The 26,713-nt window shown below is 57.1% G+C and carries 14 protein-coding genes and 3 pseudogenes; all 17 read left to right on the top strand.

The genetic code is table 11. The annotated features are described in order from the left end of the window. The 17 genes and pseudogenes from pgaB (at position 1) to AACY52_RS22680 (ending at position 26,432) form a co-directional block, all read left to right on the top strand. On the top strand, positions 1–2,004 hold the full coding sequence (pgaB, locus tag AACY52_RS22755; RefSeq protein ID WP_339560802.1) for a poly-beta-1,6-N-acetyl-D-glucosamine N-deacetylase PgaB: 2,004 nt from the start codon (positions 1–3) through the stop codon (positions 2,002–2,004). Positions 2,005–2,006: 2 nt separating this feature from the next. After that, the gene (pgaC, locus tag AACY52_RS22750) at positions 2,007–3,356 is read left to right on the top strand and encodes a poly-beta-1,6-N-acetyl-D-glucosamine synthase (protein WP_339421184.1); all 1,350 of its coding nucleotides are present in this window, start codon (positions 2,007–2,009) and stop codon (positions 3,354–3,356) included. Next, positions 3,353–3,835, top strand: coding sequence for a poly-beta-1,6-N-acetyl-D-glucosamine biosynthesis protein PgaD (pgaD, locus tag AACY52_RS22745; protein ID WP_339421182.1), 483 nt, complete (start codon positions 3,353–3,355; stop codon positions 3,833–3,835). The genes pgaC and pgaD overlap by 4 nt, the downstream gene beginning before the upstream one ends. A 367-nt stretch (positions 3,836–4,202) precedes the next feature. After that, a complete protein-coding gene (locus AACY52_RS22740; RefSeq protein ID WP_339421180.1) occupies positions 4,203–5,927 on the top strand; it encodes a ShlB/FhaC/HecB family hemolysin secretion/activation protein in 1,725 nt (574 codons plus the stop codon). Between the two features lie 28 nt (positions 5,928–5,955). Beyond that, complete coding sequence (locus AACY52_RS22735; RefSeq protein ID WP_339560801.1) at positions 5,956–14,319, top strand: hemagglutinin repeat-containing protein; 8,364 nt, start codon at positions 5,956–5,958, stop codon at positions 14,317–14,319. Further along, positions 14,320–14,721: a hypothetical protein gene (locus AACY52_RS22730; protein ID WP_339421376.1), complete on the top strand. Its 402-nt coding sequence runs from the start codon at positions 14,320–14,322 to the stop codon at positions 14,719–14,721. It begins immediately after the preceding gene. Between the two features lie 671 nt (positions 14,722–15,392). Further along, positions 15,393–15,629: pseudogene (locus AACY52_RS22725) on the top strand (hypothetical protein); the annotation flags it as partial. A gap of 206 nt (positions 15,630–15,835) precedes the next feature. Further along, the gene (locus AACY52_RS22720; protein ID WP_339428531.1) at positions 15,836–16,519 is read left to right on the top strand and encodes a transposase; all 684 of its coding nucleotides are present in this window, start codon (positions 15,836–15,838) and stop codon (positions 16,517–16,519) included. A 39-nt stretch (positions 16,520–16,558) separates the two neighbouring features. Continuing rightward, positions 16,559–20,674 (top strand): annotated as a pseudogene (locus AACY52_RS22715) (hemagglutinin repeat-containing protein); the annotation flags it as partial. Then, the gene (locus AACY52_RS22710; RefSeq protein WP_339421370.1) at positions 20,671–21,033 is read left to right on the top strand and encodes a hypothetical protein; all 363 of its coding nucleotides are present in this window, start codon (positions 20,671–20,673) and stop codon (positions 21,031–21,033) included. The pseudogene AACY52_RS22715 and the gene AACY52_RS22710, both read left to right, overlap by 4 nt. 430 nt (positions 21,034–21,463) lie before the next feature. Next, the gene (locus AACY52_RS22705; protein ID WP_339560800.1) at positions 21,464–21,898 is read left to right on the top strand and encodes a hypothetical protein; all 435 of its coding nucleotides are present in this window, start codon (positions 21,464–21,466) and stop codon (positions 21,896–21,898) included. Positions 21,899–22,115: 217 nt separating this feature from the next. Then, a complete protein-coding gene (locus AACY52_RS22700) occupies positions 22,116–22,574 on the top strand; it encodes a hypothetical protein (RefSeq protein ID WP_339421367.1) in 459 nt (152 codons plus the stop codon). A 197-nt stretch (positions 22,575–22,771) separates the two neighbouring features. Then, positions 22,772–23,155, top strand: a complete 384-nt coding sequence (locus tag AACY52_RS22695; protein WP_339421365.1) for a hypothetical protein — start codon at positions 22,772–22,774, stop codon at positions 23,153–23,155. Positions 23,156–23,170: 15 nt separating this feature from the next. Further along, complete coding sequence (locus AACY52_RS22690) at positions 23,171–23,446, top strand: hypothetical protein (RefSeq protein WP_339421364.1); 276 nt, start codon at positions 23,171–23,173, stop codon at positions 23,444–23,446. An 83-nt stretch (positions 23,447–23,529) separates the two neighbouring features. Beyond that, a pseudogene (locus AACY52_RS32330) lies at positions 23,530–23,775 on the top strand (hypothetical protein); the annotation flags it as partial. Continuing rightward, positions 23,775–26,117, top strand: coding sequence for a hypothetical protein (locus AACY52_RS22685; RefSeq protein WP_339560799.1), 2,343 nt, complete (start codon positions 23,775–23,777; stop codon positions 26,115–26,117). The pseudogene AACY52_RS32330 and the gene AACY52_RS22685, both read left to right, overlap by 1 nt. Positions 26,118–26,120: 3 nt before the next feature. Next, on the top strand, positions 26,121–26,432 hold the full coding sequence (locus AACY52_RS22680) for a hypothetical protein (protein ID WP_339437368.1): 312 nt from the start codon (positions 26,121–26,123) through the stop codon (positions 26,430–26,432). The last annotated feature ends 281 nt before the right edge of the window (positions 26,433–26,713 follow it).

Below are 26,713 nucleotides of genomic sequence, written 5' to 3'. Positions count from 1 at the left end.
ATGACCCTCCTCAGCCGTTATCTGCTGGTCCTGGGCGTATTGCTGGCCAGCGCCTGCGCCCAGCAACCCGCGCCATTCACGCCACCCGCCGAGCGCCCGACACAGGCCAGCGAAGCGCCGTGGCCGAAAAACCATTTCCTGGGCATTGCCTACCACGACGTCAATGACACCGATCCCGATCAGGCGGTGGTGGCGGTGCGCACCGAGCGTTTGATCGATCAGTTGGCCTGGCTGCGCGAGAACGGCTACCAGGCGGTCAGCGTGGACCAGATCCTCGCCGCTCGCCGGGGTGGGCCGGCCTTGCCGCCCAAGGCCGTCATGCTCAGCTTCGACGACGGTTATTCCAGCTTCTACACCCGCGTGATGCCGATTCTGCGCGCCTATAACTGGCCAGCAGTGCTCGCGCCGGTCGGCTCCTGGATCGATACGCCGCTGAACCAGCCGGTGGACTTCGCCGGTCTGCCACGGCCACGCGGCGAGTTCCTGACCTGGCAGCAGATCCGTGAAGTGTCGCGCTCCGGCCTGGTGGAAATCGCCGCCCACACCGACGCCAATCACAAGGGCATCCTGGCCAACCCCCAGGGCAACCTGGAACCGGCCGCCACCACGCGGCGCTTCGATCCGGCGACCAATCGCTATGAAACCGAGGCACAGTTCCAGGCGCGGATGCGGGCTGACGTGGTCGCGATCTCGAACAAGATTCGCGCCGTTACCGGCAAGGCGCCTCGGGTGTGGGTATGGCCCTATGGCGCCGCCGACGGCACCACGCTCGCGGTTGTGGACGAGCAGGGTTACAAGATGGCGCTTACGCTGGACGACGGCCTCGACGACTCGAACAAATTGATGAGGAGCCCGCGCTTTCTGGTTGCCTCCGATCCGGACGGCGAGCACTTCGCCAGCAGCATCGTTTCGGTGCAGGCCAAGGCGCCGATGCGCGTCGTGCATGTGGACCTGGACCACGTCTACGACCCCGACCCGGCGCAACAGGCGCGTAACCTCGATGTACTGGTACAGCGTGTAGTGGACATGGGCTCGCCGACAGTATTCCTGCAAGCCTACGCCGACCCCACGGGTGACGGCCTGGTGCGTTCGCTGTACTTCCCCAACCGCCATCTGCCGATGCGCGCCGACCTGTTCAACCGGGTCGCCTGGCAGTTGCATACCCGGGCTCGTGCCAGCGTTTTTGCGTGGATGCCGGTACTGAGTTTCGACCTCGATTCCAAGTTGCCTCGCGTGACACGTTGGGACCCGCAAACCGGCAAGGTGGGCACCGATCCGGATGATTACAAGCGCCTGTCGCCGTTCGATCCAAAAGTGCGGCAGATGATCGGCGAGATCTACCAGGACCTGGCGAGCTCCGGTAACAGTGGTGTCGACGGCGTGCTGTACCACGACGATGCGAAGCTGAGCGATTTTGAAGACACCAGCCCCGCCGCACTCAAGGCCTACGCCGCCCAGGGCCTGCCGGACAACATCGCCGCCCTGCGTGCCGACCCTGCCGTCATGCAGCGCTGGACCCGCTTCAAGAGCCGCTACCTGATCGACTTCACCAACGAGTTGACCGCCAAGTTCCGCGCCATCCGTGGCCCGCAGATACTGACGGCGCGCAATATCTTCGCCGAGCCGATGCTCAACCCCGGCAGCGAAGCCTGGTTCGCGCAGAACCTTGACGATTTCCTCCAGACCTACGACTGGACCGCGCCAATGGCCATGCCGCTGATGGAAGGCCAGGCATTGAATAACGCCGACGCCTGGCTGGAAAAACTGGTGGCCACGGTCAAGCGGCGCCCCGGCGCGCTGGAGCGCACCGTGTTCGAGCTGCAAGCCAAAGACTGGCGCACCGAGGCCGCGCCGGATATCAGCGGTGAGCAACTGGCGCACTGGATGAGCGTGCTCAAGCGCCAGGGTGTCACGAGTTTCGGTTACTACCCGGACAACTTCCTGGAAAACTCCCCGGACCTGAAGACTGTGCGTCCGGCCCTTTCCAACCAATGGAACCCTTGACCATGTTCGACAGAATCCTGGCTTTATTCGTGCTGGCTTTGGTATTGGGTGTGCCCCTGGGCCTGATCTTCCTGGTCACCGGGCAGTTCCTGATGGACTTTGTGTTTTTCTACCCGCTGTTCATGTCGGCATTGTGGATTGCAGGCGGTTTGTATTTCTGGCTGCACTGGGAGCGCCACTGGCCCTGGAAAGAGGACACGCCGGCGCCGACACTGGCTGGCAACCCGCTGATCTCGATCATCATCCCTTGCTACAACGAAGGGGAGAACGTCGCCGACACCATGGAGGCCGCGCTGGCCCAGGTGTACCCGAACATTGAAGTGATCGCCGTCAACGACGGTTCCTCGGATAACACCGCAGCCGTACTGGATGCCCTGGCCTTGCAGCATCCACGCTTGCGCGTGCTGCACCTGGCGCAGAACCAGGGCAAGGCGGTGGCCTTGCGCATGGGCGCCGTTGCCGCGCGCAGCGAATACCTGGTGTGCATTGACGGCGATGCGCTGTTGGATAAAAACGCGGCTGCCTATTTGGTCGCGCCGATGCTCGACAACCCGCGCCTGGGCGCCGTGACCGGCAACCCACGCATCCGCACACGTTCAACCCTGATCGGCCGGGTGCAGGTCGGCGAGTTCTCTTCGATCATCGGCTTGATCAAGCGCACGCAACGGGTAATCGGTCGAATCTTCACGGTGTCCGGTGTAGTGGTGGCGTTCCGTAAAAAGGCGCTGGACCGCATCGACTACTGGAGCACCGACATGATCACCGAAGACATCGATGTCAGTTGGAAGCTGCAACTCGATCACTGGAGCATCTTCTACGAGCCCCGTGCCCTGTGCTGGATCCTCATGCCCGAAACCGTCGGCGGCCTGTGGAAACAGCGCCTGCGCTGGTCCCAGGGCGGCGCCGAAGTGCTGTTCAAGAACATCCGCGGCATTTGGCAATGGCGTCACCGCTACCTGTGGCCACTGCTGTTCGAATACTGCTTGTCCACCGGCTGGGCCTTCACCTTTTTGCTGTCGGTCATCTTCTGGGGCGTGGGCAAATTCATCCCGCTGCCACAAGCGATTACTGTCGAGTCGTTGATGCCGCCGGCGTTTACCGGGTTGGTGTTGGCGATGGTGTGCCTGTTGCAGTTTGCGGTGAGCATCCTGATTGACCGCCGCTACGAGAAAGACCTGTGGAAAACCCTGTTCTGGACGGTGTGGTACCCGATGGTGTTCTGGCTGGTCAGCCTGTTTACCACCCTGGTCAGTTTTCCAAAAGTGCTGTTCAACCAGCATCAGAAGCGTGCGCGCTGGGTCAGCCCGGACCGTGGTATCAAACCGCTCGAAAATAAGGAGGCGTCATCATGAAACTGGTCAGAACCCGCCAACGTTCCGTGATGTGGGTCATCGATGCGCTGTTGACCCTGATGGCCTGGGCCGGCTTGATCTGGTTGTTGGCACGTGGGATTACCTCGATGCTCGATACCCATGGCGGTCCTCGATTCGAGGCGCCGATATTTGCCGCGCTCAATACCCTGCAAATCTACCTGTGGATCGCCCTGCTCAACGCCGTCATCCTGATCAGTTGGGCGCGCCACCAACAACGCCGAGGTCGCAAGTTTGCCCAGCGCCGGGCCGAGGCCAAGGCGCTTACTGACAAAAACCTGAGCGAGAGCTTCAGTCTCGGCGAAGGTGACCTTGAGCAGCTGCGTCGGCCTGGGGTGTTGGTGATCCATAACGACGAGGAAGGCGGTGTCGCGCAGGTGAAATCCCATGTCTCCCGTGAGGTAGAAAAACCGGGGTTGATCCTGGTGCCAGGCAAGGATCAGAACAAAGGCGCCAGCTAAGAAGAACGCTGGAAAATCGTTCCCATGCAACGTGGGAGCGATGTTGGTAAATACCGATAAGTGGGATCCAATTCACAAAACCTCCGAGAACTTTACTGCCCTTTTCGGTACTAACTTATCTCGGTAAGAACTTGATGGCCAACTAGTGGCAATTATTAAGTTCTCCGACGAAATCGTCATCAATACAGCTGCCGCTTGTCGGAATATAACTTCCAGCAATAAGCCGTATGCCTGTTTGATAATTTTTAATTGTTAATAATCAACGGGTTGCGCGAGCACCTTGCACGCTTATTCAACGTGCTCGGTTCTTTGAGTGAGCGGAAGTTCGATGTTAGTTTGCCGCCCTTTAATTTTCGACGGATTGAACATGTCTTTGTTATTACCACGGACTCGGTATCTGCTATGCACTTTCATGCTCGCTTATCTGAGCCTGAACAGCGCCACAGCCGCCCCTACGCCAGGGGATCAGGACCTGATTCGCGACCGCCAGAACCGTCTCTTGGAAGAGCAGCGTCGGCGCCTGGATGAACTCCAGGACTTGCCCGGCAAAGGCGATCAGTCCCAGGCCCCGGCCACACCCGCCGACACCCGTTGCTTCCCGATCAAAGACATCGAACTCAAGGGCGCCGACAGCCTCTCCGTCGGCGACCGCACCCTCCTGCTCAAACCTTATATCGGCCAGTGCCTGGGCGTTCCACAGCTCAATGAGCTGCTCAAGGTCATCACCGACTATTACATCGCCAAAGGCCATGTCACCAGTCGTGCCTATTTGCCGCAGCAGGACCTTTCCAGCGGTCACCTGCAGGTGCTGGTGGTGGAAGGCAAGCTCGAAGGCTTGAAGGGCGCGCAAGGCAGCAACCTGACCGACCGCGAGCTGGCCATGGCGTTTCCCGGCAACATCGGCGGAGCCCTCAACCTGCGGGAAATCGAGCAACTGGTCGACCAGCTCAGCCGTTTGCCCTCCAAGCAGGCGCAAATGGAGCTGACCCCTGGCAGCCAGATCGGCGGCAGTGAAGTGCGGGTCAAGAACGTCCCGCAAAAGCCCTGGCGCGCCAGCCTGTCGCGCAACAACGACGGCCAGAAGAGCACCGGCGAACAACAATGGGGCGCCGGCCTGGAATGGGACAGCCCACTGGGCCTGGCCGATCAGCTGATTTTGCGCGGTGGCCACGACGCCATCAGCGACCATCAGAAAACCTCCAACAGCAGCATGTTCTATTACAACGTGCCGTGGGGCTGGTGGAATTTCAGTTACACCTACAGCGAGAGCGAATACCGCACCTTCCTCATGCTGGACGATTTGAAGGTCAAGCAGAACGGCGACAGCCAGAACCATCAACTGCGTGCCGAGCGGGTGATCCATCGCGACGAGGTGAGCAAGACGTCGGTCAACGTCGGCCTGACTCACCTGCGCACCAACAACTACCTGCTCGACTCGCGCCTGGCGACCAGCAGCAACCGCCTCAGCGAATTTCAGGTCGGCATCACCCACGGTCGACGCATCGGCAATGCCTTCGTCAACCTGGACGTGGGCATGCAAAACGGCATTGGCGCCTTTGACGCGCAAAGCGACCAGCAGGCGCGCGATGCCAACGGCAACCTCACGGCGACCCCGCGCTATCGCAAATACACCGCCACGATGAGCTACCTGCAGCCCTTTACTTTGTGGGGCGAGTCGCTGAGTTTTTCCAGCCTCGCCACCGGGCAGCGCAGTGAAGACGTGCTGTACCCGGCGCAACGCATGAGCCTGGGTGGTTCTTACTCGGTGCGCGGCTTCAAGGACCAGCAACTGAACGGCGACAGCGGTGGTTACTGGCGCAACGAAGTGCGCTGGGCGCGCCCGGTCACCCTCGACTGGATGCGCCCGGCCTTCGCCGAATACGGCGCCAGCGTCGGTTATGACCAGGGCGTAATCAGCAACGATCGCTACAACGATGACGAGCATGGTCGCGTCTCGAGTAACTCTTTGGAGTTGTTCGCGCGCGGTAAAAACGTCAGCGCCAGCGTGACCTTTGCCCATTCCCTGGAGCGACCTGGCGTGGTGACCGAGCGCGAAGCGCCGATCTATTTCCGCCTGGATTTCTTCCTGTAATCAACACCGCTGCCTTGAGATTTTGAATATGGATGCTCGCCCTGCTACCGCCCTGAAAAGCCTGACCCAACGCGGCCTGGCACTGATCCTGGCCAACGCGCTGTTCTGGCAGCCGCTGCTGGCCCAGGCCGACGGCATCGCGGTCAGCGGCCCGGGCACTACGCTCGGCCAGGCAGGCAACGGCGTGCCGGTGGTGAACATCGCCACGCCCAATGGCAGCGGCCTGTCCCATAACCAGTTCAAGGACTACAACGTCGGCCCCAATGGCGTGATTCTCAACAACGCCACGGGCGCGGTGCAGAGCACCCAACTGGGCGGGATCATTGTCGGCAACCCGAACCTCAAGGGTGGCGCGGCGAACGTCATCCTCAACGAAGTCAACGGCGGCAGCCCCAGCCAGTTGCGCGGCTACACCGAAGTGGCGGGGCAGTCGGCCAAAGTCATCGTGGCCAACCCTTACGGCATCAGTTGCAACGGCTGTGGGTTCATCAACACGCCCAATGTCACCCTGACCACGGGTAAACCGGTCATCGACAAAGTCGGTCGCCTGGACCATTACCAGGTCGATGGGGGCGCCGTGACCATCGACGGCCAGGGCTTGAATGCCAGCAACGTCGACCGTTTCGAGATCATCACCCGCACCGCCAAGATCAATGCAAAGATCAACGCGCGTCAGCTCACCGTGATTGCCGGGCGCAACGACGTCGATGCCCAAAGCTTGAACACCACCACGCGCGCCGACGACGGCAGCGCCAAGCCGGAACTGGCCATCGACTCCTCGGCCCTGGGCGGCATGTACGCCGGCGCCATCAAGCTGGTGGGCACTGAAGCCGGCGTGGGCGTGAAGCTCGACGGCACCTTGGCCGCCAGTGGCGGCGATATTCAACTCGACGCCAACGGCCACTTGAGCATGGCCCAGGCGGCCGCCAGCGGCGCGATTGATATCAAGGCCGCGAGCCTGGAGACCAAGGGCGCGGTCTACGCCGGCACCCGCCTCAAGGCGCAGACGACCAAGGGCACGCTGAAAAACAGCAAGACCCTCGCCGCGCGCGACAGCATCACCCTGGCCAGCAACGGCCAACTGACCAACACCGGCATCATCGAAGCTGGGGTCAACGCCGACAACACCCGCAACGCCGTTGGCGACGTCACGCTCGACAGCCAGAACATCAGCAACACCGGCACGGTGATCGCCAATCGCACCCTCACCGCCACCGCCACCCACGTAGATAACCAGGGCGGCACACTGAGCGCCAGGCAGGCGCTGAACATCACCGCCGACAGCGTCGATAACCGCAACAAAGGCCAACTGCTCAGCGACGGTGCGCAAACCCTCACTGTCAGCGGCCTGCTGGACAACCGCCAGGGCGGCATCATCGACAGCACCGGCGCGTTTACCCTGCACGGCAACCGCCTCGACAACAGCGCCGGCAGCCTCACCGGTGGCGGCTCGATCACCCTGGACCTGCTCGGCGACCTGGTCAACCGCAACGGCAAGCTGGCGAGTGTCGGGCCGCTGCTGGTGCAACGCGCCGCCCACATCGACAACCAGGGCGGCAAGCTCGCCAGCCAGGGCCTGCTGACGCTGTTCGCCAACAGCATCGATAACCAGAACAAAGGCACCCTGGCCGCCAACGGCGGGGTGGCAATCACCACGACGGGCCTGCTGCAGAATGGCGCCGACGGCTTGATCCACAGCGAGCAGGGCGGCCTGAACATCACCGCCGGTACGCTCGATAACAACGGTGGGCGCATCGCCGCCAAAGCCGGTAATGCAGTGGTTGACGCGATCAACTTCAACAACGGCAACGGCACACTGTTCGCCGGCAGCGCTGTGAGTCTTACCGGCTTGAATGTCGACAACGGCGGCGAGATCGCCGGCAACCGCATCGACGTCAACCTGGACGGCGCCCTGACCAACCGTGGCCTGATCGAAAGCGCCACGGCCCTTGATGTCGACACCGTCGGCCTGAACAACAGCGGCCAGATGCGTGCCCTGGGCACCGCAGGCAAAACCCGCTACGCCATCGGTGGCCTGCTGAACAACAGCGGCAGCCTGGAAACCGCCAATGACCAATTGAGCCTCGCGGCAAAAACGTTCCAGAACACCGGCGGCAAGGTGTTGCACGTGGGCACCGGTACGCTCGACCTGAGCGGCATCAGCCTGGATGACGTCGGCGGCAGCCTGGTCACCAACGGCGACCTGACCCTCGACAAAACCGACTGGACCAACAGCACCGCGATCCAGGCCGGGCGCCTGACCGTCAACGTCGACAACCTGAAACAGACCGCCACCGGCCAATTGCTCGGCACGCGTAGCCTGGTCGGCAAAGGCCTGGACTGGAGCGTCGGCGGCGCCGTCGCCAGCCAGGGCAGCCTCGACCTGACCGTGGACAACCTGCTCAACGACCACGGCCTGATTTTCAGCGGCGGCGACATGAATCTGCGCGTGGACCGCCTGAAAAACCTCAGTGCCACGATTTACGCCATGGGCAACCTGCGCGTCGACCGCGATGGGCAGGGCGCGGCCGCCACCAGCATCATCAACAGTTCGGGCACGATCGAAAGCGAGCGCAACCTTATCCTGGCCGCCAGCACGATCGACAACATCCGCACCGTGCTCAACACCCACTCCGGCATCTACACCGCCTCTATTACCCCCACGGCCTGTATCGAGGGCGTGACCGGTGGCGACTGCGACGGCGGCAAACAGAACCGTCCGTTCCAGATCAGCGTGCGTGACCACTTTATTGTCAGCGACGCCACGCCCGCTTCCAGCATCACCTCGAGCGGCGACATGCTGTTGAGCGGCGGCAACCTGCTCAACAGCAGCAGTAGCATTGCCGCGGGTGGCGCCATGACCGTGCGCGTCAACCAACTGAGCAACGTCGGCCTGGTGACCCACGACACCCAGTACGACCGTATCTTTACCTCGGCGCGTGAGCGCAAGCCGGGCGGCTGGTACCGCGAGGCGGCCGCGTTCACCCAGCGCTATGCGGCGGGCCAGAACATGGACGGTGTCGAAGCCGGCCTGGCCTCGTTCATCGGCAAGATGGAAAGCGAAAAGACAGCCCTGCGCAAAACCACCCAATTGATGGTGCCGGACCAAAGCTACGCCGCCGTGATCCAGGCCGGCGGCGCCGTTGACCTGAAGGCCCAGGACGGCATCGATAACAGTGTCGTAAACCGCGGCTACACCTACGTCGGCAGTGGTGCCAACACGACCAAGCCGGGCTTCTCGACCGAGGTGAAACTCAACGCGCAGCTGCCGCCGGACCTCGCCCAGCAACAGGTCAACCCACTGGGCCTGCCGGGCTTCGACCTGCCCACCGGGCCAAACGGCCTGTTCCACCTCAACGACGGCAAAGGTGCCAGCGGCCTGCCCACCAGCCAGTTCGCGGCCAGCCCGCACAAATACCTGATCGAAACCAACCCGCTGTTTACCGACATGCGTCAGTTCCTGGGCTCGGACTACATGCTGACCCGGCTCGGCTACGACCCCGAGACGGCACAACGTCGTCTCGGTGATGGCTTCTACGAACAGCGCCTGATCCAGCAAGCCGTGCTCGCCCGCACCGGCCAGCGCTTCATCGATGGCCAGACCAGCGACGCCGACCTGTTCAAGCACCTGATGGACAACGCCATCAGCAGCAAAACTGCGCTCAACCTGTCGGTGGGCGTCAGCCTCACCGCCGAACAGGTCGCGGCCCTGACCCACGACATCGTGTGGCTGGAAAACACCACCGTCGCCGGTCAACAAGTGCTGGTGCCGGTGCTGTACCTGGCCCAGGCAAATAACCGCCTAGCGCCCAATGGCGCGCTGATTTCCGGCAGTGACGTGAGCCTGATCACCGGCCGCAACCTCAATAACGCCGGCACCCTGCGCGCCACCGGCAGCCTGCTGGCCAACGTCGGCGGCAACCTCGCCAACAGCGGTTTGATGCAAGCCGGCGGTCGCCTCGACGTGCTGGCCGGCAACACCCTGAGCAACCGCGCGGGCGGTGTGATCAGCGCGGGCAACGTCAACCTCGCGGCGGGCGCCGACCTGCTCAATGAACGCAGCGTCACCACCCACGAAAGCGCCAGCAGCTACCGCACCGAACGCAGCGACTTCGTCGACAGCGCCGCGCGCATCGAATCGGCCAACGATCTGGCGCTGAAAGCCGGGGGCAACATCAACAACATCGGCGGCGTGCTCAAGAGCGGCGCCGACATGGCCGTCCAGGCCAAAGGCGACGTCAACATCACCGCCTCGAAGAGCCTCGACAGCGGCGCCATCGGCACCCGTTCGAACTTCACCACCATCGCCCAGCAAGGCTCCGTGGTGGAAGCCGGCCGCGACCTGCACGTGATTGGCGGGCGCGACATCAGCGCCGTGGCCAGCCAGGTCAATGCCAAACGCGACGTCAACCTGATTGCCACCCGCGACCTCAACGCCATTGCGGCAGCCAACGAGCAACACTCCACGGGCAACACGAAAAAGGTCAAGAGCATCGAAGACCACGTGCAGCAAGTGTCCAGCGTGATCAAGGCCGGCGGCGACGCCACCCTGAGCGCCGGGCAGAACCTGCAACTAGTGGCCAGCCAGGTCAACGCCGGCAACGAGGCGTACCTGGTCTCCGGCAAAAACCTCGAGCTCAAAGCCGCTGCAAACCAGGCCTACAGCTTCTACAGCAAGACCAAGAAAACCTCGCAGGGTAAGAAATTCCGCCTCGATGAAACCGACGCCGTGAACAACGTCGGCAGCCTCGTCAGCGCGGGCACAAACAGCACCGTCGTGGCCGGTGAAAACCTGCTGCTGGCTGGCAGCGCCGTCACCGCCGAAAAAGGCGCCACGCAACTGGCGGCCGGCCAGGACGTAAACATCCTCGCCGTTAGCAACGCCGACAGCGCCCGCCACGAACGCAAGGAAAGCAAAAGCAGCTGGGGCGGCCTCAAGTCGAGCAAAGTCCAAGACAAAGTCGACGAAAAACGCACCACCGCCCTGGGCAGCATGGTCTCCGGCGAAACCGTCACCGTCGCCGCCAAGCGAGATGCCACCGTCACCGGTTCCAACCTGGTCAGTACCGGCGACCTCGCCGTACAAGCCGGCCGCGACCTGACCATAGACGCGGCGCAAAACACCTTCGCCCGCACCGACATGCACAAGGAGAAAAACCGCGACCTCACCGGCGTGCTGACCGGCAACAAGCTCGGTCTGGACGACATGACCGGCAACCAGAAGCTCTACATCAACAGCTCCAAGCACAACGGCACCGCCAATGAAATGACCTTGACCGGCAGCACGATTGGCTCGAGTGCGGGCAATGTGTCGCTGACGGCGGGGCGTGAGTTGAAGGTGGTGGCCAGCGATCTGGTGAGCACCAAGAACATGGAGTTGAGCGGGGCGAATGTCACCGTTACTTCGGGGATGGAGACTGCGAGTCAGACCAGTAAGGACAGTTCAAAAAGCTTGGCAGTAGGCCGAGTGGTTGCGGGCTCTGTCGTCGATACCGCCAAGAGCATTCGCGACGCAGCCGAGGCGGCGCGCAGCTCCGACGACCCACGTCTCAAGGCAGTGAAGATCGCCCAGGCGGCGCTGTCGATGTACAACCTCAATAACCAGGCGGGCGATCTCGCCAAGCAAAGCACCGGCTTCAAAGACAAGACCGGTGGCTCTGCAGGTAACGGCTCACTGATCAAGATCGGCACCGAACTGGCCAATACCCGTACCAAAAACAGCAGCGAATACACGGCGCAGACCGCTCACCAGAGCAACCTCAACGCCGGGGGCAAACTGTCGATCATCGCTGCGGGCGATGCGCCGGGCACTGTGGGTGACTTGACGATTACCGGCAGTACGTTGAAAGCCGACAGCACGTTGTTGTATGCGAAAAACAACATCCTGATGCAAAGCGCACAGAACACCACTGACCGTAAAAACGATGGCTCGCGCAACAGGACCGCTATCGGTGCCAGCTTTAACATAGGCGAGCAAAACGGTTTCACCATCGACCTCGGTGCACAAACCGCCAAGAACCTTGGCTCGGGTGGCTCGGTTACCCAGGTCAACACCACGTTGGACACTGGCGCACTGGTACTGCGCAGTGGCCAGGACACCAGCCTGATCGGTGCGCAGGTGCGTGCTGATCGCATTGATGCCGACATCGGCGGCAACCTCAACATCCTGTCGCGCCAGGACACCGAAACGTCCAAGAGCAAGCAGAACAGCGCAGGCTTCGGTGCGAGCATTTGCATCCCGCCGATCTGTTATGGCTCCCCGGTCACCGCGTCCGCGAACCTGGCGGCGTCGAAAATGAACAGCGACTACCAGGCGGTGACCGACCAGAGCGGTTTCTTCGCCGGTAAGGGCGGCTACACCATCGACGTGGCCAAGACCACCACACTGAAAGGCGCGGTGATTGCCAGTGACGCTACGGCTGACAAGAACCTGCTGCTGACGGATCGCCTGTTGGTCAGCGACATCAAGAATAAGAGCGAGATCAAGAGCCAATCGGCCGGAGTCAGCGTCTCCGGATCCTACAGCAGCGGAGCGAGCACGCTGACACCGGGCGCTCTGTATGGCATGGCGCTTAATGATTCGGACCACAGCTATACGCGCAGTGCTGTCAGTGAAGGCACGATCCTAGTGCGCAACCCCGAGGGCGCTAACGACCTCGTCGGTTTGAACCGCGACACGGCGAATGCTAACCAGCGCCTCGACAAGCCTGATGAAAAGGCCATGCAAGAGCGCATGGAACTGATCAAAAGCTCGATGGAACTGACCAAGGGGATTGGCGACGCGATTGCTGCGGCGAGGATCAGGGCCGCTGACGACCCTAACAGTGACGTCAACAAAGCGACCCGAGAGAAGCTCGTACAGGAAGGGGTTACTAACCCGACGCGGGATCAGATCAACCAACGTGCCCAGCAGGATTACGGCGTTGGGAGCAGCTTCCAGAGGGCCAGCCAGGCGTTGACGGCTGTGGTGCAAGCGGCCATGGGCGGTAGCGTCTGGGGCGCGTTGGCGGGAGCGGCAGCGCCGTATCTGGCAGAAACAATCAGGGACAGGACCAAGGGCGACCCCACAGCCAATCTGATGGCCCATGCGGTACTGGGTGCTGTGCTCGCCAAGGCTGGCGGTAACTCAGCACTTGCTGGCGCAGCCGGTGCTGTTGCGGCGGAGGAAACCGCACGTCTGATCAAAGAGAACCTGTATGGCGATGTCAGTAACGAGAACCTGACCCAGGCGCAAAAGCAGACGATCTCCAGCCTCGCGACCTTGGCGGGTGGCCTTTCAGGATCGTTGTCCGGCAAGGGCGCACTGGATGCGGTGGCAGCAGCTCAGGTTGGGAAGAATGCGGTTGAGAATAACTATCTCAGCGTGCCGGAAGCGACCCGTAAGTTTGTGCTTTCACGCAAGCAAATGCTGGGCACCATCACTGAAGATGAACAGGACGAACTCGCCTACATAGACGTTATCGATAAAAGTCGAGACGAAGCGATTCGTGGGGCGTGCACTGCCGGGAATTTATCCAGTACCGCGTGCGGCAACTTGATTGCCCCTGCTCAGAAAGCCCTCGACGGATATGGGGAAAATGTCGCGTACAACTTACTTTATAAAGATGTTTACCGTGTTGATGCGGCGAATGCGGAAGCCGTCCTCCGGGGTTTGGACGCCGATAGCATTCTCCGCGACATCGTAATAACGGACCTCGCGAGCCGCTCTGAAAAGACGCGGGCGGAAGTTGAGCAGCAGTATGACTTTGTCATGACGATGCATGCAATCACGGTGGCGATGGCTGGTGGGTACGGATTAAAAGGGTTAACCTCCGGTGTAAAAGTGCCTGCATCGACTTTGATTACTGGAGAGACCAAAGTTGTCGGCGCAAAAGACGCTGCGTCCAGGAATGCGAATGCAACAAGCATGCTTACGGATTCGGAAGCCGCTGCGCTGGTCGAGAGAAATGTAATAGAAGGAACGGCTAAGGGAGCTGCACCAAAAGTGGCGGCAGAGGGAAAGGTAGGAGGGCAGACCTTCCAAGATGTCAATCAAACCTCTCGTCCGCTCAATGAAGCGGACCCAAAAATACCGTCGTTGATCACGGATAGAATTGCAGATAAAGCCGCGACGAATCCTGGCAAGCTTTATCCAAACGGAAATATGAAAGATGCCCACGCTGAAATTGGTGTGATTCAGCAAGCATATAGCTCTGGTAAAACCGCCGGAGCGGACATGTCCATGACAGTTGCAGGAAAGGATGTATGCGGATTCTGCAAAGGTGACATAGCCGCTGCCGCAGAAAAGGCTGAGTTGAAATCTTTAACCGTAAGAGCTATAGATGATAAAACAGGACTTCCGAAAAATTATTACTGGGAGTCAGGTATGAAGTCCATAAAGGAGAAAAAATAGATGATAATTGGAGGGTATACGCTTAGTCCTGAACACGGTAGATTGCAAATCCCTCTTGTTCATCAGCCGACTATGGAAGATGTTAAATCGATTATATATGAATATAGTAAATTCGATGGCGTCACTTCATTGTCTATTACCCCTGCACCTGAAGCTGGGCCTTACGAAATCAATCTTTATGCTGATTCTGGAAATTATCTTCTGATGTTAAATCAATATCTGGATGATGGGGGGCACGTTGTACGCACCCTTAATAATACGTCGGCCGGAACAAAACTGATTGATATTCTGGGTGATTGCTATCAAGCGAATTCAATTACGAGAGATATAGGGGTCGTTATTTCTTGTTTTCAAGAGTTTTTAAGCTCTGGTGATGTAAGTTTATCAGTATTAAATGTGTAGAGCAAAAAAAAGGTGCAAGTAGAATACAGGGTTAGGTGCAAAAGCTACAGGCGCTGCTGCAGAAAAGGTAGATGATGTTGTAGCTCCATCGTCTAAACCTGAATGGTTGCAGCGGCTTGATGCGGGTAATGAGTTTAATAAGGAAATAGGGGTCAGACCACGATTAGTGCACCAATGTATATTGGTGGTCTGACCCCTATTTCTCGAATTGTCGACTCTGATCCTGCTTTACGCGATGCTTTGCAAGCGGCGTTGGATTCAGGAAAAGCCAAGGTTCAAGGTGTAACAGTCAAAGTCGGTGTTCCCGCCCCCAGTAAAACAGGTGTAGCAGAATTTAAGGTGGAACCATGGACCAAGAAGTAATTCAGTGCGAGCGCTCGGGCGTAAACCCGAAATGGACCTCCTTCAAAAGTGTGCTGGGGCGCATAGCCAAGGGGCCACACGTCTCAGATGAATACGAGTTGAATGGCATCCGTGAATATGTTGAGCGCGGCGATGCATTTGCGAAGCCATCAATGCCTGTACCGAATAGTGACAACGTTACGCGTAGTAGCTCCGAATGGATGGCCGTCACACGAGCCCACAAGGTATTGGCAACCGCACCAGATAACCCGCAATGGCTTCTGGAATTGGCCCATTGGCTGCGCTATTACCAAGTAGGAATTTGGCAGTTGTTCTTCTGGGCGGGTCAGTTCGACATTATTGCCAAAGCGGCAGGCAATGATCGACGCCGCCAAAACTACAGCATCCAAACCGCCACCAATATGATGGCCGCCATGGCGATCCTAGGCTGGAAGGATGCCGTCATCGATCAGGGCTATCTCACCCATGCGGCTCTCAATCGTGGGCATCAATTAGTGATTGAGTACGAAGAGCAACACCGCCGCGCCCAAGCCTTTATGCTGCGGACGAAATCGGGGTCAGACCACGTTTTCAGCGAAATCCATACAAGTGTTTAACTTTTTTGTGATGTTTCATTAACGTATATAACGGTTTCCGCTATTTATAACGATTCGTGCTCTTTAAAAATTTGATTTATTTTTTGAAATCATTATTTCCTTTGTTTTTGTTGCGGACGACTAAGCTGATCTCTTTCAGAAATCAGGGGGTTGTTATGGCTCGTCGTCCTCGGTTGTTGGTACCAGGTCTTCCGCTGCACATCATTCAGCGCGGAAATAATCGTTCGGTTTGTTTCTATTCAGAAGATGATTATGTTTTCTATATCCACCTCTTAAAGCTCTTGTCGGAAACGCATGGCTGCAAAATTCACGCGTGGTGTCTCATGACGAATCACGTGCATTTATTGCTGACTCCAACTACCGCTCTAAGTGCTTGTTCATTAATGAAAGGGCTTGGTCAGCGTTATGTCCAAAATATAAATCGTACTTATCAACGAACAGGAACTCTGTGGGAAGGTCGTTATCGTTCTTGTTTGGTGCAGCACGAAAGCTATTTGCTGGCCTGTTATCGTTACATAGAAATGAATCCCGTCAGAGCGCGAATGGTGGATCATCCCGCTGAGTATCGTTGGACGAGCTACCGAGCAAATGCACAGCTGGAACCTTCAGCACTTATAACGCCTCATGATTGTTATAAAGAATTGGGTAGTAATGTCGATCAGAGGGCTGAGGCGTATCGTCGTATTTTCAAGGATGAGCTTCAGCAAGAAGTAATCGACCAAATCAGAGATGCTACAAATGGAAATTACGTATTCGGAACGGGAAAGTTTGCGTCGCAGATAGCACAAGCTTTGGGTAAGCGAACCGTTAGAGGATTCGCTGGCCGCCCAAAGAGATGATTTTCAAACGTCAATTGTGGTCTGACCCCTATTTTCTCCAAGAGCATCGAAGACCACGTGCAGCAAGTCTCCAGCGTGATCAAGGCCGGCGGCGACGCCACCCTGAGCGCCGGGCAGAACCTGCAACTAGTGGCCAGCCAGGTCAACGCCGGCAACGAGGCGTACCTGGTCTCCGGCAAAAACCTCGAGCTCAAAGCCGCTGCAAACCAGGACTACAGCTTCTACAGCAAGACCAAGAAAACCTCGCAGGGTAAGAAATTCCGCCTCGATGAAACCGACGCCGTGAACAACGTCGGCAGCCTCGTCAGCGCGGGCACAAACAGCACCGTCGTGGCCGGTGAAAACCTGCTGCTGGCGGGCAGCTCAGTCACAGCCGAAAAAGGTGCGACGCAATTGGTCGCGGGCCAGGATGTGAGCATTCTCGCCGTCAGCAACTCAGACAGTGCCCGCCACGAACGCAAGGAAAGCAAAAGCAGTTGGGGCGGCCTCAAGTCGAGCAAGGTCCAGGACAAAGTCGACGAAAAACGCACCACCGCCCTGGGCAGCATGGTCTCCGGCGAAACCGTCACCGTCGCCGCCAAGCGAGATGCCACCGTCACCGGTTCCAACCTGGTCAGTACCGGCGACCTCGCCGTACAAGCCGGCCGCGACCTGACCATCGACGCGGCGCAAAACACCTTCGCCCGCACCGACATGCACAAGGAGAAAAACCGCGACCTCACCGGCGTGCTGACCGGCAACAAGCTCGGTCTGGACGACATGACCGGCAACCAGAAGCTCTACATCAACAGCTCCAAACACAACGGCACGGCCAACGAAATGACCTTGACCGGCAGCACGATTGGCTCCAGCGCGGGCAATGTGTCGTTGACGGCGGGGCGTGAGTTGACGGTGGTGGCCAGTGATTTGGTGAGCACCAAGAACATGGAGTTGAGCGGGGCTGATGTCACCGTTACTTCGGGGATGGAGAAGGCCAGTCAGACCAGTAAGGACAGTTCCAGGAGCTTGGCGGTAGGGCGGGTAATTGCGGGCTCGGTGGTGGACACCGCCACCAGCATGCGCGACGCCGTCAAAGCGGCCCGTAGTGCTGATGACCCACGACTCAAGGCCGTCAAAATCGCCCAGGCAGCCCTCGCCGCCTACAACCTGAACGGCCAGGCATCGGACGCCAATGCACAAAGCTCCGGCTTCAAAAACAAAACTGGCGGCACGCCCGGCAACGGTTCGCTGATCAAGATCGGCACTGAACTGGCCAATAACCGCAGCAAGAACAGCAGCGAATACAACAGTGCCACCGCCAAGCAGAGCACGCTCAACGCCGGGCAGGACTTGTCGATTGTTGCCACAGGCGCGGCGGCGGGGACTCAGGGTGATATCCAGATCACCGGCAGCCGCTTGAAAGCCGCCAACACCCTGTTGCTGGCCAAAAACGATGTGCTGATGCAAAGCGCACAAAACACCACCGACCGCAAAAACGAAGGGTCGAAAACCAAAACCGCCATCGGCGCCAGCTTCAATATTGGCGAGCAAAACGGCTTCACCCTGGACCTCGGTGCGCAGGGCGCCAGGAACAATGGCAACGGTAACTCCGTTACTCAAGTCAACAGCACCCTCGATACCGGCAGCCTGTTGTTGCAAAGCGGTGGCGATACCACCCTCAAAGGCGCCCAGGTTCGCGCGGACAGGATCAAGGCGGATATTGGCGGCAACCTCACTATCATCTCCCTCCAGGACACCGAGTCGTCGCGCAGCAAACAGAACAGCGCAGGCTTTGGCGCGAGCATCTGCGTGCCACCGTTCTGCTACGGCTCCACCGTCGCGGCCTCGGCGAACCTTGCCGCCGCCAAGATGAACAGCGACTACAAGGGCGTGACCGACCAGAGCGGCTTGTATGCGGGCACGGGCGGCTACGACATCAATGTCGGCAAGACCACCACCCTGCGAGGCGCGGTGATTGCCAGCGAAGCCAGCGCTGACAAGAACCGCCTCAGCACGGATCGGCTGATCGTCAGCGATATCAAGAATGTCAGTGAGATCAAGAGCCAGTCGGCGAGCATCTCGGTCTCCACCAGCAGCGGTGGCGGCACCTCGCCGGGCGGCGCCATCCCGATAGCACTCAAGGATAAAGACCACAGTTACACCCGCAGCGCGGTCAGCGAAGGCACGATTGTGGTTCGCAATGCCGAAGGCGCCAATGATCTGGTGGGGTTGAACCGCGACACTGCCAATGCCAATCAGAAGCTCGACCGGCCTGATGAAAAGGCCATGCAGGAACGTATCGACCTGATTCAGAGCTCGGCGCAGTTGGCCAGTGGGGTGATCAGTGCGGTGGGCAAGGCGAAGGCGGATGAGGCTAAGAAGCTTGGATTGGCAGCGAGAGAGCAGGCTGACGCTGGTGCGCCCGGTGCCGCTGAGACCGCCCGTGCCGCCGATATGGCTTATACGGAAGCCAAGCGTTGGCAGTTTGGTGGCGACAAGAAAATGATGGCCGATATCGCGACGGGCCTGATCGCCGCCGGCCTGGGTGGCGCGCCTGCGGGTACGACGGTGGGTATCGTTGCCAATACAGCGTCCAGCGAGATCTTCAAGCGAGTAGGTGATTACGCCGAGGCGCAATCCCTGAACCCGAAATCGGACGCGGCCACCCGGGCGGCATGGGCTGAAGGTGGCGCGGCACGTGTCATGTTGCACGCGTTGGCAGGCGCCGCCATTGGGTTGTCCAGCGGTAATGTGCAAAGTGGTGCGTTGGGAGCTGGAGCTTCCGCGGCTCTGATGCCCTCGATCGCAAAGGCGCTGGAAAACAGCACATTATCTGAGGCCAGCCAGGACAACCTCGCAGCTTTGGTCGCGACCGGGATAGGCGCTGGAGCAGGCGCCGGGAATGGTATCGGCGGCGCCGCTGTTGGGAGCGGCGCAGGCTACGGCGTCGAAGTCTTCAATCGACAGCTTCACCTCACCCAAGAGGTGCCACTTCTCAAGAAGAAAGCTGAAGAGTTGGAGAAGACCAAGGGCAAGCCGAAATCGGATGCCTTATGGGAAGACTTGCTGCGTATGGCAGCAGGATCGAAGGTCGATGCCGTCGAACAAAACCGTTTGGATGCGCTGGAAAAGAAATGGGGCAGCGACCCGACGCGGTACTGGCTTGATCGTGATTTGGCGATCGCCAGGGGGGCGGTTCAGGAGCTGGCTGACCAGAAGATTCCACTGACGTGGAAGGACGGCACCGCAATTATCGCCAATGGCTCAGCGGTGTATGCGTTCAATTCGACCAAAGAGCAGTTTGTAGACACAAGCCTGTTTAATGGTCTGGGCACAGGCCTTTATGGCGAATTGCCCATGGCTGACAAATGGAATCAATACGGTCGGGAACAGGCAGAAGCGCATGCGACGGAAATCATTAACGTCTCGACCAACGACTTGGCTCCTAAAGACGCGATGTCGAGGCTGTTGGTACTAGCCAGGAAATCGGCTGAACCTGTCACGGCGATCGATGAGACGGCCATTTCGCTCACAGGTGTAGGTCTGGCAGCGAGAATTTCAGAGATCGTTGCCGCTGCCTTTGCGAAAAGGAAATTGGCGACGGAGGCGTCAGGCGAGGTTTTCGTCCTTGGGGCAAACGGTGCAAAAAAGACAGGTGCAGGAAAGGCACCATACTCCTCGACTGCCTCGCCGGATGCTGAGGCTGGCATGCCGTACACCCATCCGGTAAAGGAGGCCGGGGCAAAAGCAACAGCCGGTTCTGTAGACAAGCAAGCGCCGCCTAGTTTTTCCAATCAATTCCCAGATCATCCAACCGGTGTTCCAAAGCTAATCTCAGATACAAAATTGACCCAAGGCACAGGAAGATATAACTATGTCGTTCTTCAGGATGGTCAGTTAGTGATCGGGCGGAAGTTTAATGAGGTAGGTGGTGGTCACATTGATCTAGCGAATGGCAAACCCGTTGTTGCTGCGGGAGAGGTGAAAATTGTGAGCGGCAAAGTTAAGTATATTGATAATACATCAGGGCACTATGAACCCTCTGGTCGGGCTGCTCAAGCCGCAGCAGAAGAAGCTTTTTCTAAAAAAGGGTTTGATGTGGGAGGGAAATATATAGAAAAAGTCTGGGTGCCAGATTCTGGCAATTCCAGAAAAGGTGCCTGGGTGCCGAGATGAATGACGTCATTAAAGAGTTTGACGAACTTTGCGATATGGCTATGGCCGCTTTTGGTGAAGAGCTAGACATTACCTACGAGATGTCCTTGTTAAATATTTTGGAGTTTGTAAAAAAACATCCTGGCTGTAGAGAGGGTTTTATAAATAGATTTAAATTGATTTTAATGTCTGGTAACTCGCCATTTGAAGTTGTGGCATTTTGTATGCGTGAGCTTCAGTGGCCCGAAATTAAAGAATTTGTAATTTCAAACATGAATCCTTCTGAGGACCCTCGTAGTGAGGCCCTAAGAAGCACATTAACCGCATACGACGAACGTTGGCCTGATGCGGATCTTTACAGTTACTATGGCGGGGATTAATTGGTCCAAAAGGTATTTCTCCGGTTGTCACCGCAGAGGGAAAAATTGGAGATGCGGCATTTACTGATGTAAACCAAACAGCTCGTCCAGTAGCTCAGGCAAATCCAGATGAGCCAACTCTGATAGCTGATCGAGTAACGGCCAAAACTGAAGCAACAGGAAAATCTTTGCCGAATGGAAATATGGCTGACGCTCATGCAGAAATTGGCGTCATACAGCAGGCATATAATGCTGGCAAGACTCAAGGTGCTGATATGGCTATGAGCGTTGCAGGTAAAGATGTATGGAAATAGGGGTCAGACCACGATTAGTGCACCAATGTATATTGGTGGTCTGACCCCTATTTCTCGCGGGTAAGGTAGGGCTTTGCAGCGTCGGTTATCAGTCTGAGTATGAGGGGGGGATACAGACCGCAGATAGTGTCAGTAGCTTGCGCTGGTACTTCGGCCTTTCTGAGGAAGACGCATCACGGTTGAAGGAGTTTGTCACCGAAGAAAACCAGAACGATATGGGGTTGTTGTACAACTCGCTGCCGGCCTGGGAGAAAGCGGCTTTAATTGGGAAGGAAGTGCTGACAGCTTCTGGCGCTTCGATAGGGCGTGATAAAACGTCTATTGCTTCGATTGTTGGGAAGGGTAAGGGAGGAGCGGGAGTTCAGGGGGGCGGTACAAAAGAATCCGCGCCTTCGAAAACGGCGGTTCAAGAACTTGAGGTCGACGCCTATAAAAACCTTAAGGCAAGAGAGGTTGTTGGAGATGGTCTAGAACACGACCATATCCCTTCATTTGCTGCGTTGCGCACAGCAAAGGAAGCAGAGTTGGGCCGCCCCCTTACTGAGTTGGAGACCAAAACTCTACTGCTGTAGAGGTTCCACGAGATGTACATATTGCAGGTCCGACGTATGGCGGGAAAAATACTCCTGCTCAGATTCAGCAAGATGCTGCGGATCTGTGCGGTGCAGTTTGTCGTGACACAGAAGCTTTGCGGGCAAATCTGAACAGTAGAGGTTATGATTCTAAGTTAGTAGATGAAACTGTTCAAAAAATAGTGGAAAGAAATCGCAATACGGGGGTTATTAAATAATGAACACTTGGTCGGATTTTGTTCGGGCTCTTGGTCAAGATGAAAGCGGGGGAATAGTCACCGACTTATGTCGAAGAGTCGGAGAGTTGCCAGCCGTTTCGGAAACCCCGGATAACTATAATGACCCGGAAGGTAAGACAAGATTCTATAAGTTTATTAAATCTGGCATAGAGATTGGATTTCGTTCGGGAAAATTAAATCACATTCATTTTTTGGTGCAGCCTCACGAAGGTTATTCGGCATATAAGGAAGATGTGCTTGGTCGTATAGCTCAAGCATGGCGTGTTGAAGATGTTGTTGCAGAGCTAGGCTCGCCTAGCAAAGAGGCGCCAGGTAGAGTCGATATGTTAATCGGCTATGTACAGCAGTGGCTGAAGTATGAGTTTAAGACGTACGCTCTACGCATGGAATTTTCGGAAGATGGACGCTTGTGGAAAGCGACGCTAATATCAAATTGATCGCTTTAAGCGTAGCAATGGATTAGATGTTTGTGTGATTTTTAGATGGTACAAAAGAAACAGTTGGTACAGCTACAACAAGTGGGGCGAAAGTTGTTCCAGATAAAATTAGCCCGCAGCAACTTGACCTTGTAACCAGCCATCCGAATGCACATTCTTTGAGTGTTCATGGTGGTGGAGTATCGGATGGTGCTTTAATGCTTCGAGCCAAATCTGCTATTAAACCTAATGGTGATGTTGGTCCTTCAGTTCCACCGTTATCTTCGGCATTTCATAGTGATGAGCTATTGGTTTTTGCTGATCAAACCGTTAGGAATAGCGGGGCCTTACAGAAAGCTATGACTCGCCAGCCGGGACAGGATGTAATTAGAGTTACGGTTGATGATGTGGGTGATATTGGGGCTGATCTTGGTAGAGGGTTTAAGAGAGTGTTGCCTGGTGGTAACAAAGCTGCGAATGTGGGAACTCATGGTGCGCCGATTAGAGTTGATAACCTGCGCAGTGTAGAGGGGTTGTATCAGTTTAACTCTAGTAAAAAGGCTTGGGAGACAATTACCATCTTCCCGGCTCCGTTACCATAGATAAGGTTGTAGATTATGAGTTATGAAAACATTCGCCACATGCTTAAAACTATTTTCGTTGTTGAATTTAGTTTGCCAGAAGACGTGTCGATTAATATATATGTTGAAGGCCTAAGATCAAGTGGCAAGAAAGAAGAAATGAAAAGCGAGTTGGCTAAGGCTTTTGAGGATAAAAATATATCCTGGCGAAATATGCTGGTGAATGATGAGTACGAAGTGCTGGAGTTTGAAACTGAAGAAGAAGCCAGGGCTTATGTCAAAAGAGTGCTTTGGGAACCATTAGAGGGTTAGCTGGCTAAGGGGCAAAAGCGACAGGCGAAGTCACGCCTACTGCGCCTGCTGTTACTTCTGGTACTACTCGGACAGGTGTTGTTCGTACAAATGCCGCAGACTGGAGAGCACTGCGTGATAACTGGGATGACCTTGGATATGGTCAAATATTAAGTACTGAAAATCGGGCCGCGATTGCTAAAGGGAAGACTCCGAAAGTTGACGATGCATGGATTAAGGTTTTTCCTGAAGATGCAGGGCTAAAGGGCGAGAGAATTCCTATGCACCATGTCCAAGGTTCACCACTTACTGTGCCACCGGAAATCGGGGTCAGACCACGTTTTCATTGATGTTGCGCGAGTCGGAACAGAGCCGCACACGCAGCGCGGTCAGTGAAGGCACGATTATTGTGCGTAACCCGCTCGGTGCCAGCGACCTGGTCGGCCTCAATCGCGATACGGCCAATGCCAACGAGCAATTGGATCGCCCCGACGAAAAAGCCCTGCAGGAGCGCATGGACCTGATCCAGAGCTCGGCGAAACTGGGGCAAAGCATCGTCCAGACGGTCGTCACAGCGAAGCAGGCCGAGGCCGAGGCGCAAAGCGAAAGTGTCCGTAACAACCCTGACAGTACCCCGGAACAACAGGCTCGCGCGGCGCGTGCCGTCGAAGACGCCAACAGCTGGGCCATAGGCGGCAACAAGCGGCTCATGGCCGACATCGCCACCGGCCTGGTCGCGGCAGGGTTGGGTGGGGCAGGCGGCACCACCGGCGTCGGCATTCTCGCCAACACCACGGCAGCCCATACCTACAAAGCCATTGGCGACTACGCCGATCAGCGCGAATTCGAAGCCACTGACAGCTTGGTCAAAAAGGCCTGGGGCGAAGGCGGCGCGGCGCGAATCCTGCTGCATACCCTGGCAGGCGCTACGCAGGGGCTGTCCAGTGGCAATGCGCTTGCCGGCGCACAGGGTGCGGCAGCGTCGGCGACGTTTATGCCGATGGTGGACAAGGCGCTCAAAGACAGCGGCGTCAAGGAAAGCGAGCGCAACTCACTGGCTACCTTGATCTCGGCGGGGGTTGGTGCGGTCGCCGCCTCGGGAGGCAATGTGGGCGGGCAAGTGACGGCGGCGAACACCGGCAACGCCGTCGATGCTTACAACCGCCAGTTGCACCCGAAAGAAATCCCTCTGCTTATAAGCGAAGCGCCTGCGTTGGCGCTGGCGGCAGGTATCAGTGTGGAAGAAGCGCAGGCCCGTTTGGGAAGGGCGTTGGCGTACTACACCGACGCCGGGTGGCAGAGTCTGTTGGGCAGTAAAGGCCTGCCACCGGACGATCTCACCCTGACCCACCTTGGCCAGGCTTTGGCACCGCTGGGCAATATGTACGATCCAGGTCCGACGAGCGACGTGCCGACGCTTACACCAACCATTAAAAACTACACGCCTGAAGAAACCCTGCGCTTGGTGCAAAATTACCAGTTCACCCACGCGGCGGCGTTTGCCGACGAAAAAATCAACCTCAACTACCTGATGCCGATTGCCAGGTTCGACTCGGATCAAACCGAGGCGCTGGACTTCTACAACCGAAACCTGAACTTTGCAGAAGGGGCAAACATAGGGCAGCCTTACGGCCCTGTGAGCTACACCAGCCCCGAGGGTACGTTTAAAGGTCAGCGCGAGGCGCTCTTGGGTACTGCAGAAGGTATCTTTACCCTCGGCAAGAACTTGCTGACCCATCCGGTGGACACCTCGGAACAGATCGCTTTTGGGCTGATCAACACGGCTTCCCACCCTGTCGACCTGGTCGGTGGGCTCTGGGCTGAAGGCCAAACAGCTTACGGGTTGGGCAAGCTGTACGAGTTGCAGGGTGACCCGGTCAACAGTGCCGCGGTGATCGAAAAGTACAAGACAGAGTGGGCGCTGGCCTTCTTGCCCATCAACCGCGCGGAAAAAGCGGCGAAATTGGGCGGTCTGGTCAAGGCGAGCGAAGAGCTGGGTACGACCGAGCGGGTGCTTGATAAAGTTGACGGTGGCAGCCCAAGCCGACTGGTGGTGGACGAGCCGAATGTCAAGGTTGCCGGCGGCGGGCAGCGTTTGGAAAACATTGAGTTTGAGCCTGAGCCACCCGTTAAGCTAGCCGATGAAACGAAGATTACCTTGGGCGCGGATACGCCAATCGTCCGAGTGAATACAAGTAACTCTATTAAAGGTTCTCCGGAGTACGCATTGCTTAATGACCCCGCTGCCAGGGCCGCGAATACTCGATACGAGCTTGATAACGGGAACACCTTCACAACCAACGGCGCAGGTCAGGTGGCCGAGTTAACGTTCACTCCAGTCGATACGAAGGTGCCTCGAGACGTAAGGCAAACAGAGGCCGGCAAGCAAGGTCGAGAGACCGATGTGGGTGGTCACGCACAAGCTTGTAGCCAGGGTGGAACCTGTGATGGATATAACCTGTTTCCTCAGGATAGAAACTTCAACAACTCGGCCTACAAGGTCTTCTATGAAAACGAGATCAAACGCGCGCTGAATGACTCTACAAAGGAAGTGGGGTTGACCACCATCAAATTCAATAGGTCTATGCCTGGCTCTCCGAGGCCGGATACGTTGTCCGTGACCTATACGGTTGATGGTAAAGTCAGAACCAGAATTTTTGCAAATGAGCCCAATAGAATTCCAGAGGGTTGAAGAATGATTACTGAAGATATTGAAGTCGTTAAAAAGATTTTTTCAATCATCGATGCCGGTATTGTCGATGGTTATGATTATTTTTGTTATGACGTAGAAGTGGGAGACGGCTTCATCGATACAGGGTTGGCAGTCGAGAGAGAAGGCGTTGAGGTCACTGATGCCAGAACTGATTTCGATGATACGGCGCTGTATATGCTTGCCAAGCAGCTCAATAAAAATGCCAAGGACCGCGGTGAGTGCTGGCGTTCTTTTGTTATGTCTTATCGGCGTGGAGGCCAGGTTAAAACAAGCTTCAACTATGATGAAAAGTAGTATGGATATTTTTCAAGGATCATCGGAGAAAGGCCTGACCCGCCGCATAGCAGGCTTTGCAGCATTCAAGTCCGAGCGCCTGCCGGTGCTCCATGAATTCTGCACCAGCCTTGGGTTTGAACGACCTCACGAGGTCCTTAACACTCCCGGTAAATTTTTGGTTCTTCACGGAATCACGGGAAAGACAGAAACAAGAACGCCGATTTGATGGATGATGTTCGTGCGAGCAAACACATCTAAAAAACCGGCGTTCTTATGCGTGATATTAATACTTTTCTTCC

This window comes from Pseudomonas sp. EA_65y_Pfl1_P113 (assembly GCF_963970525.1).
Taxonomy (GTDB): domain Bacteria; phylum Pseudomonadota; class Gammaproteobacteria; order Pseudomonadales; family Pseudomonadaceae; genus Aquipseudomonas; species Aquipseudomonas tritici.
The sequence above is the reverse complement of the archived record's forward strand: the minus strand, read 5'-3'. Positions and strand labels throughout refer to the sequence as shown.

Excerpts from the sequence above, each read along its gene's own strand:
- pgaB (WP_339560802.1), top strand. The coding sequence starts at position 1 with ATGACCCTCCTCAGCCGTTATCTGCTGGTCCTGGGCGTATTGCTGGCC.
- pgaC (WP_339421184.1), top strand. The coding sequence starts at position 2,007 with ATGTTCGACAGAATCCTGGCTTTATTCGTGCTGGCTTTGGTATTGGGT.
- pgaD (WP_339421182.1), top strand. The coding sequence starts at position 3,353 with ATGAAACTGGTCAGAACCCGCCAACGTTCCGTGATGTGGGTCATCGAT.
- AACY52_RS22740 (WP_339421180.1), top strand. The coding sequence starts at position 4,203 with ATGTCTTTGTTATTACCACGGACTCGGTATCTGCTATGCACTTTCATG.
- AACY52_RS22735 (WP_339560801.1), top strand. The coding sequence starts at position 5,956 with ATGGATGCTCGCCCTGCTACCGCCCTGAAAAGCCTGACCCAACGCGGC.
- AACY52_RS22730 (WP_339421376.1), top strand. The coding sequence starts at position 14,320 with ATGATAATTGGAGGGTATACGCTTAGTCCTGAACACGGTAGATTGCAA.
- AACY52_RS22720 (WP_339428531.1), top strand. The coding sequence starts at position 15,836 with ATGGCTCGTCGTCCTCGGTTGTTGGTACCAGGTCTTCCGCTGCACATC.
- AACY52_RS22710 (WP_339421370.1), top strand. The coding sequence starts at position 20,671 with ATGAATGACGTCATTAAAGAGTTTGACGAACTTTGCGATATGGCTATG.
- AACY52_RS22700 (WP_339421367.1), top strand. The coding sequence starts at position 22,116 with ATGAACACTTGGTCGGATTTTGTTCGGGCTCTTGGTCAAGATGAAAGC.
- AACY52_RS22695 (WP_339421365.1), top strand. The coding sequence starts at position 22,772 with ATGCTTCGAGCCAAATCTGCTATTAAACCTAATGGTGATGTTGGTCCT.
- AACY52_RS22690 (WP_339421364.1), top strand. The coding sequence starts at position 23,171 with ATGAGTTATGAAAACATTCGCCACATGCTTAAAACTATTTTCGTTGTT.
- AACY52_RS22685 (WP_339560799.1), top strand. The coding sequence starts at position 23,775 with ATGTTGCGCGAGTCGGAACAGAGCCGCACACGCAGCGCGGTCAGTGAA.
- AACY52_RS22680 (WP_339437368.1), top strand. The coding sequence starts at position 26,121 with ATGATTACTGAAGATATTGAAGTCGTTAAAAAGATTTTTTCAATCATC.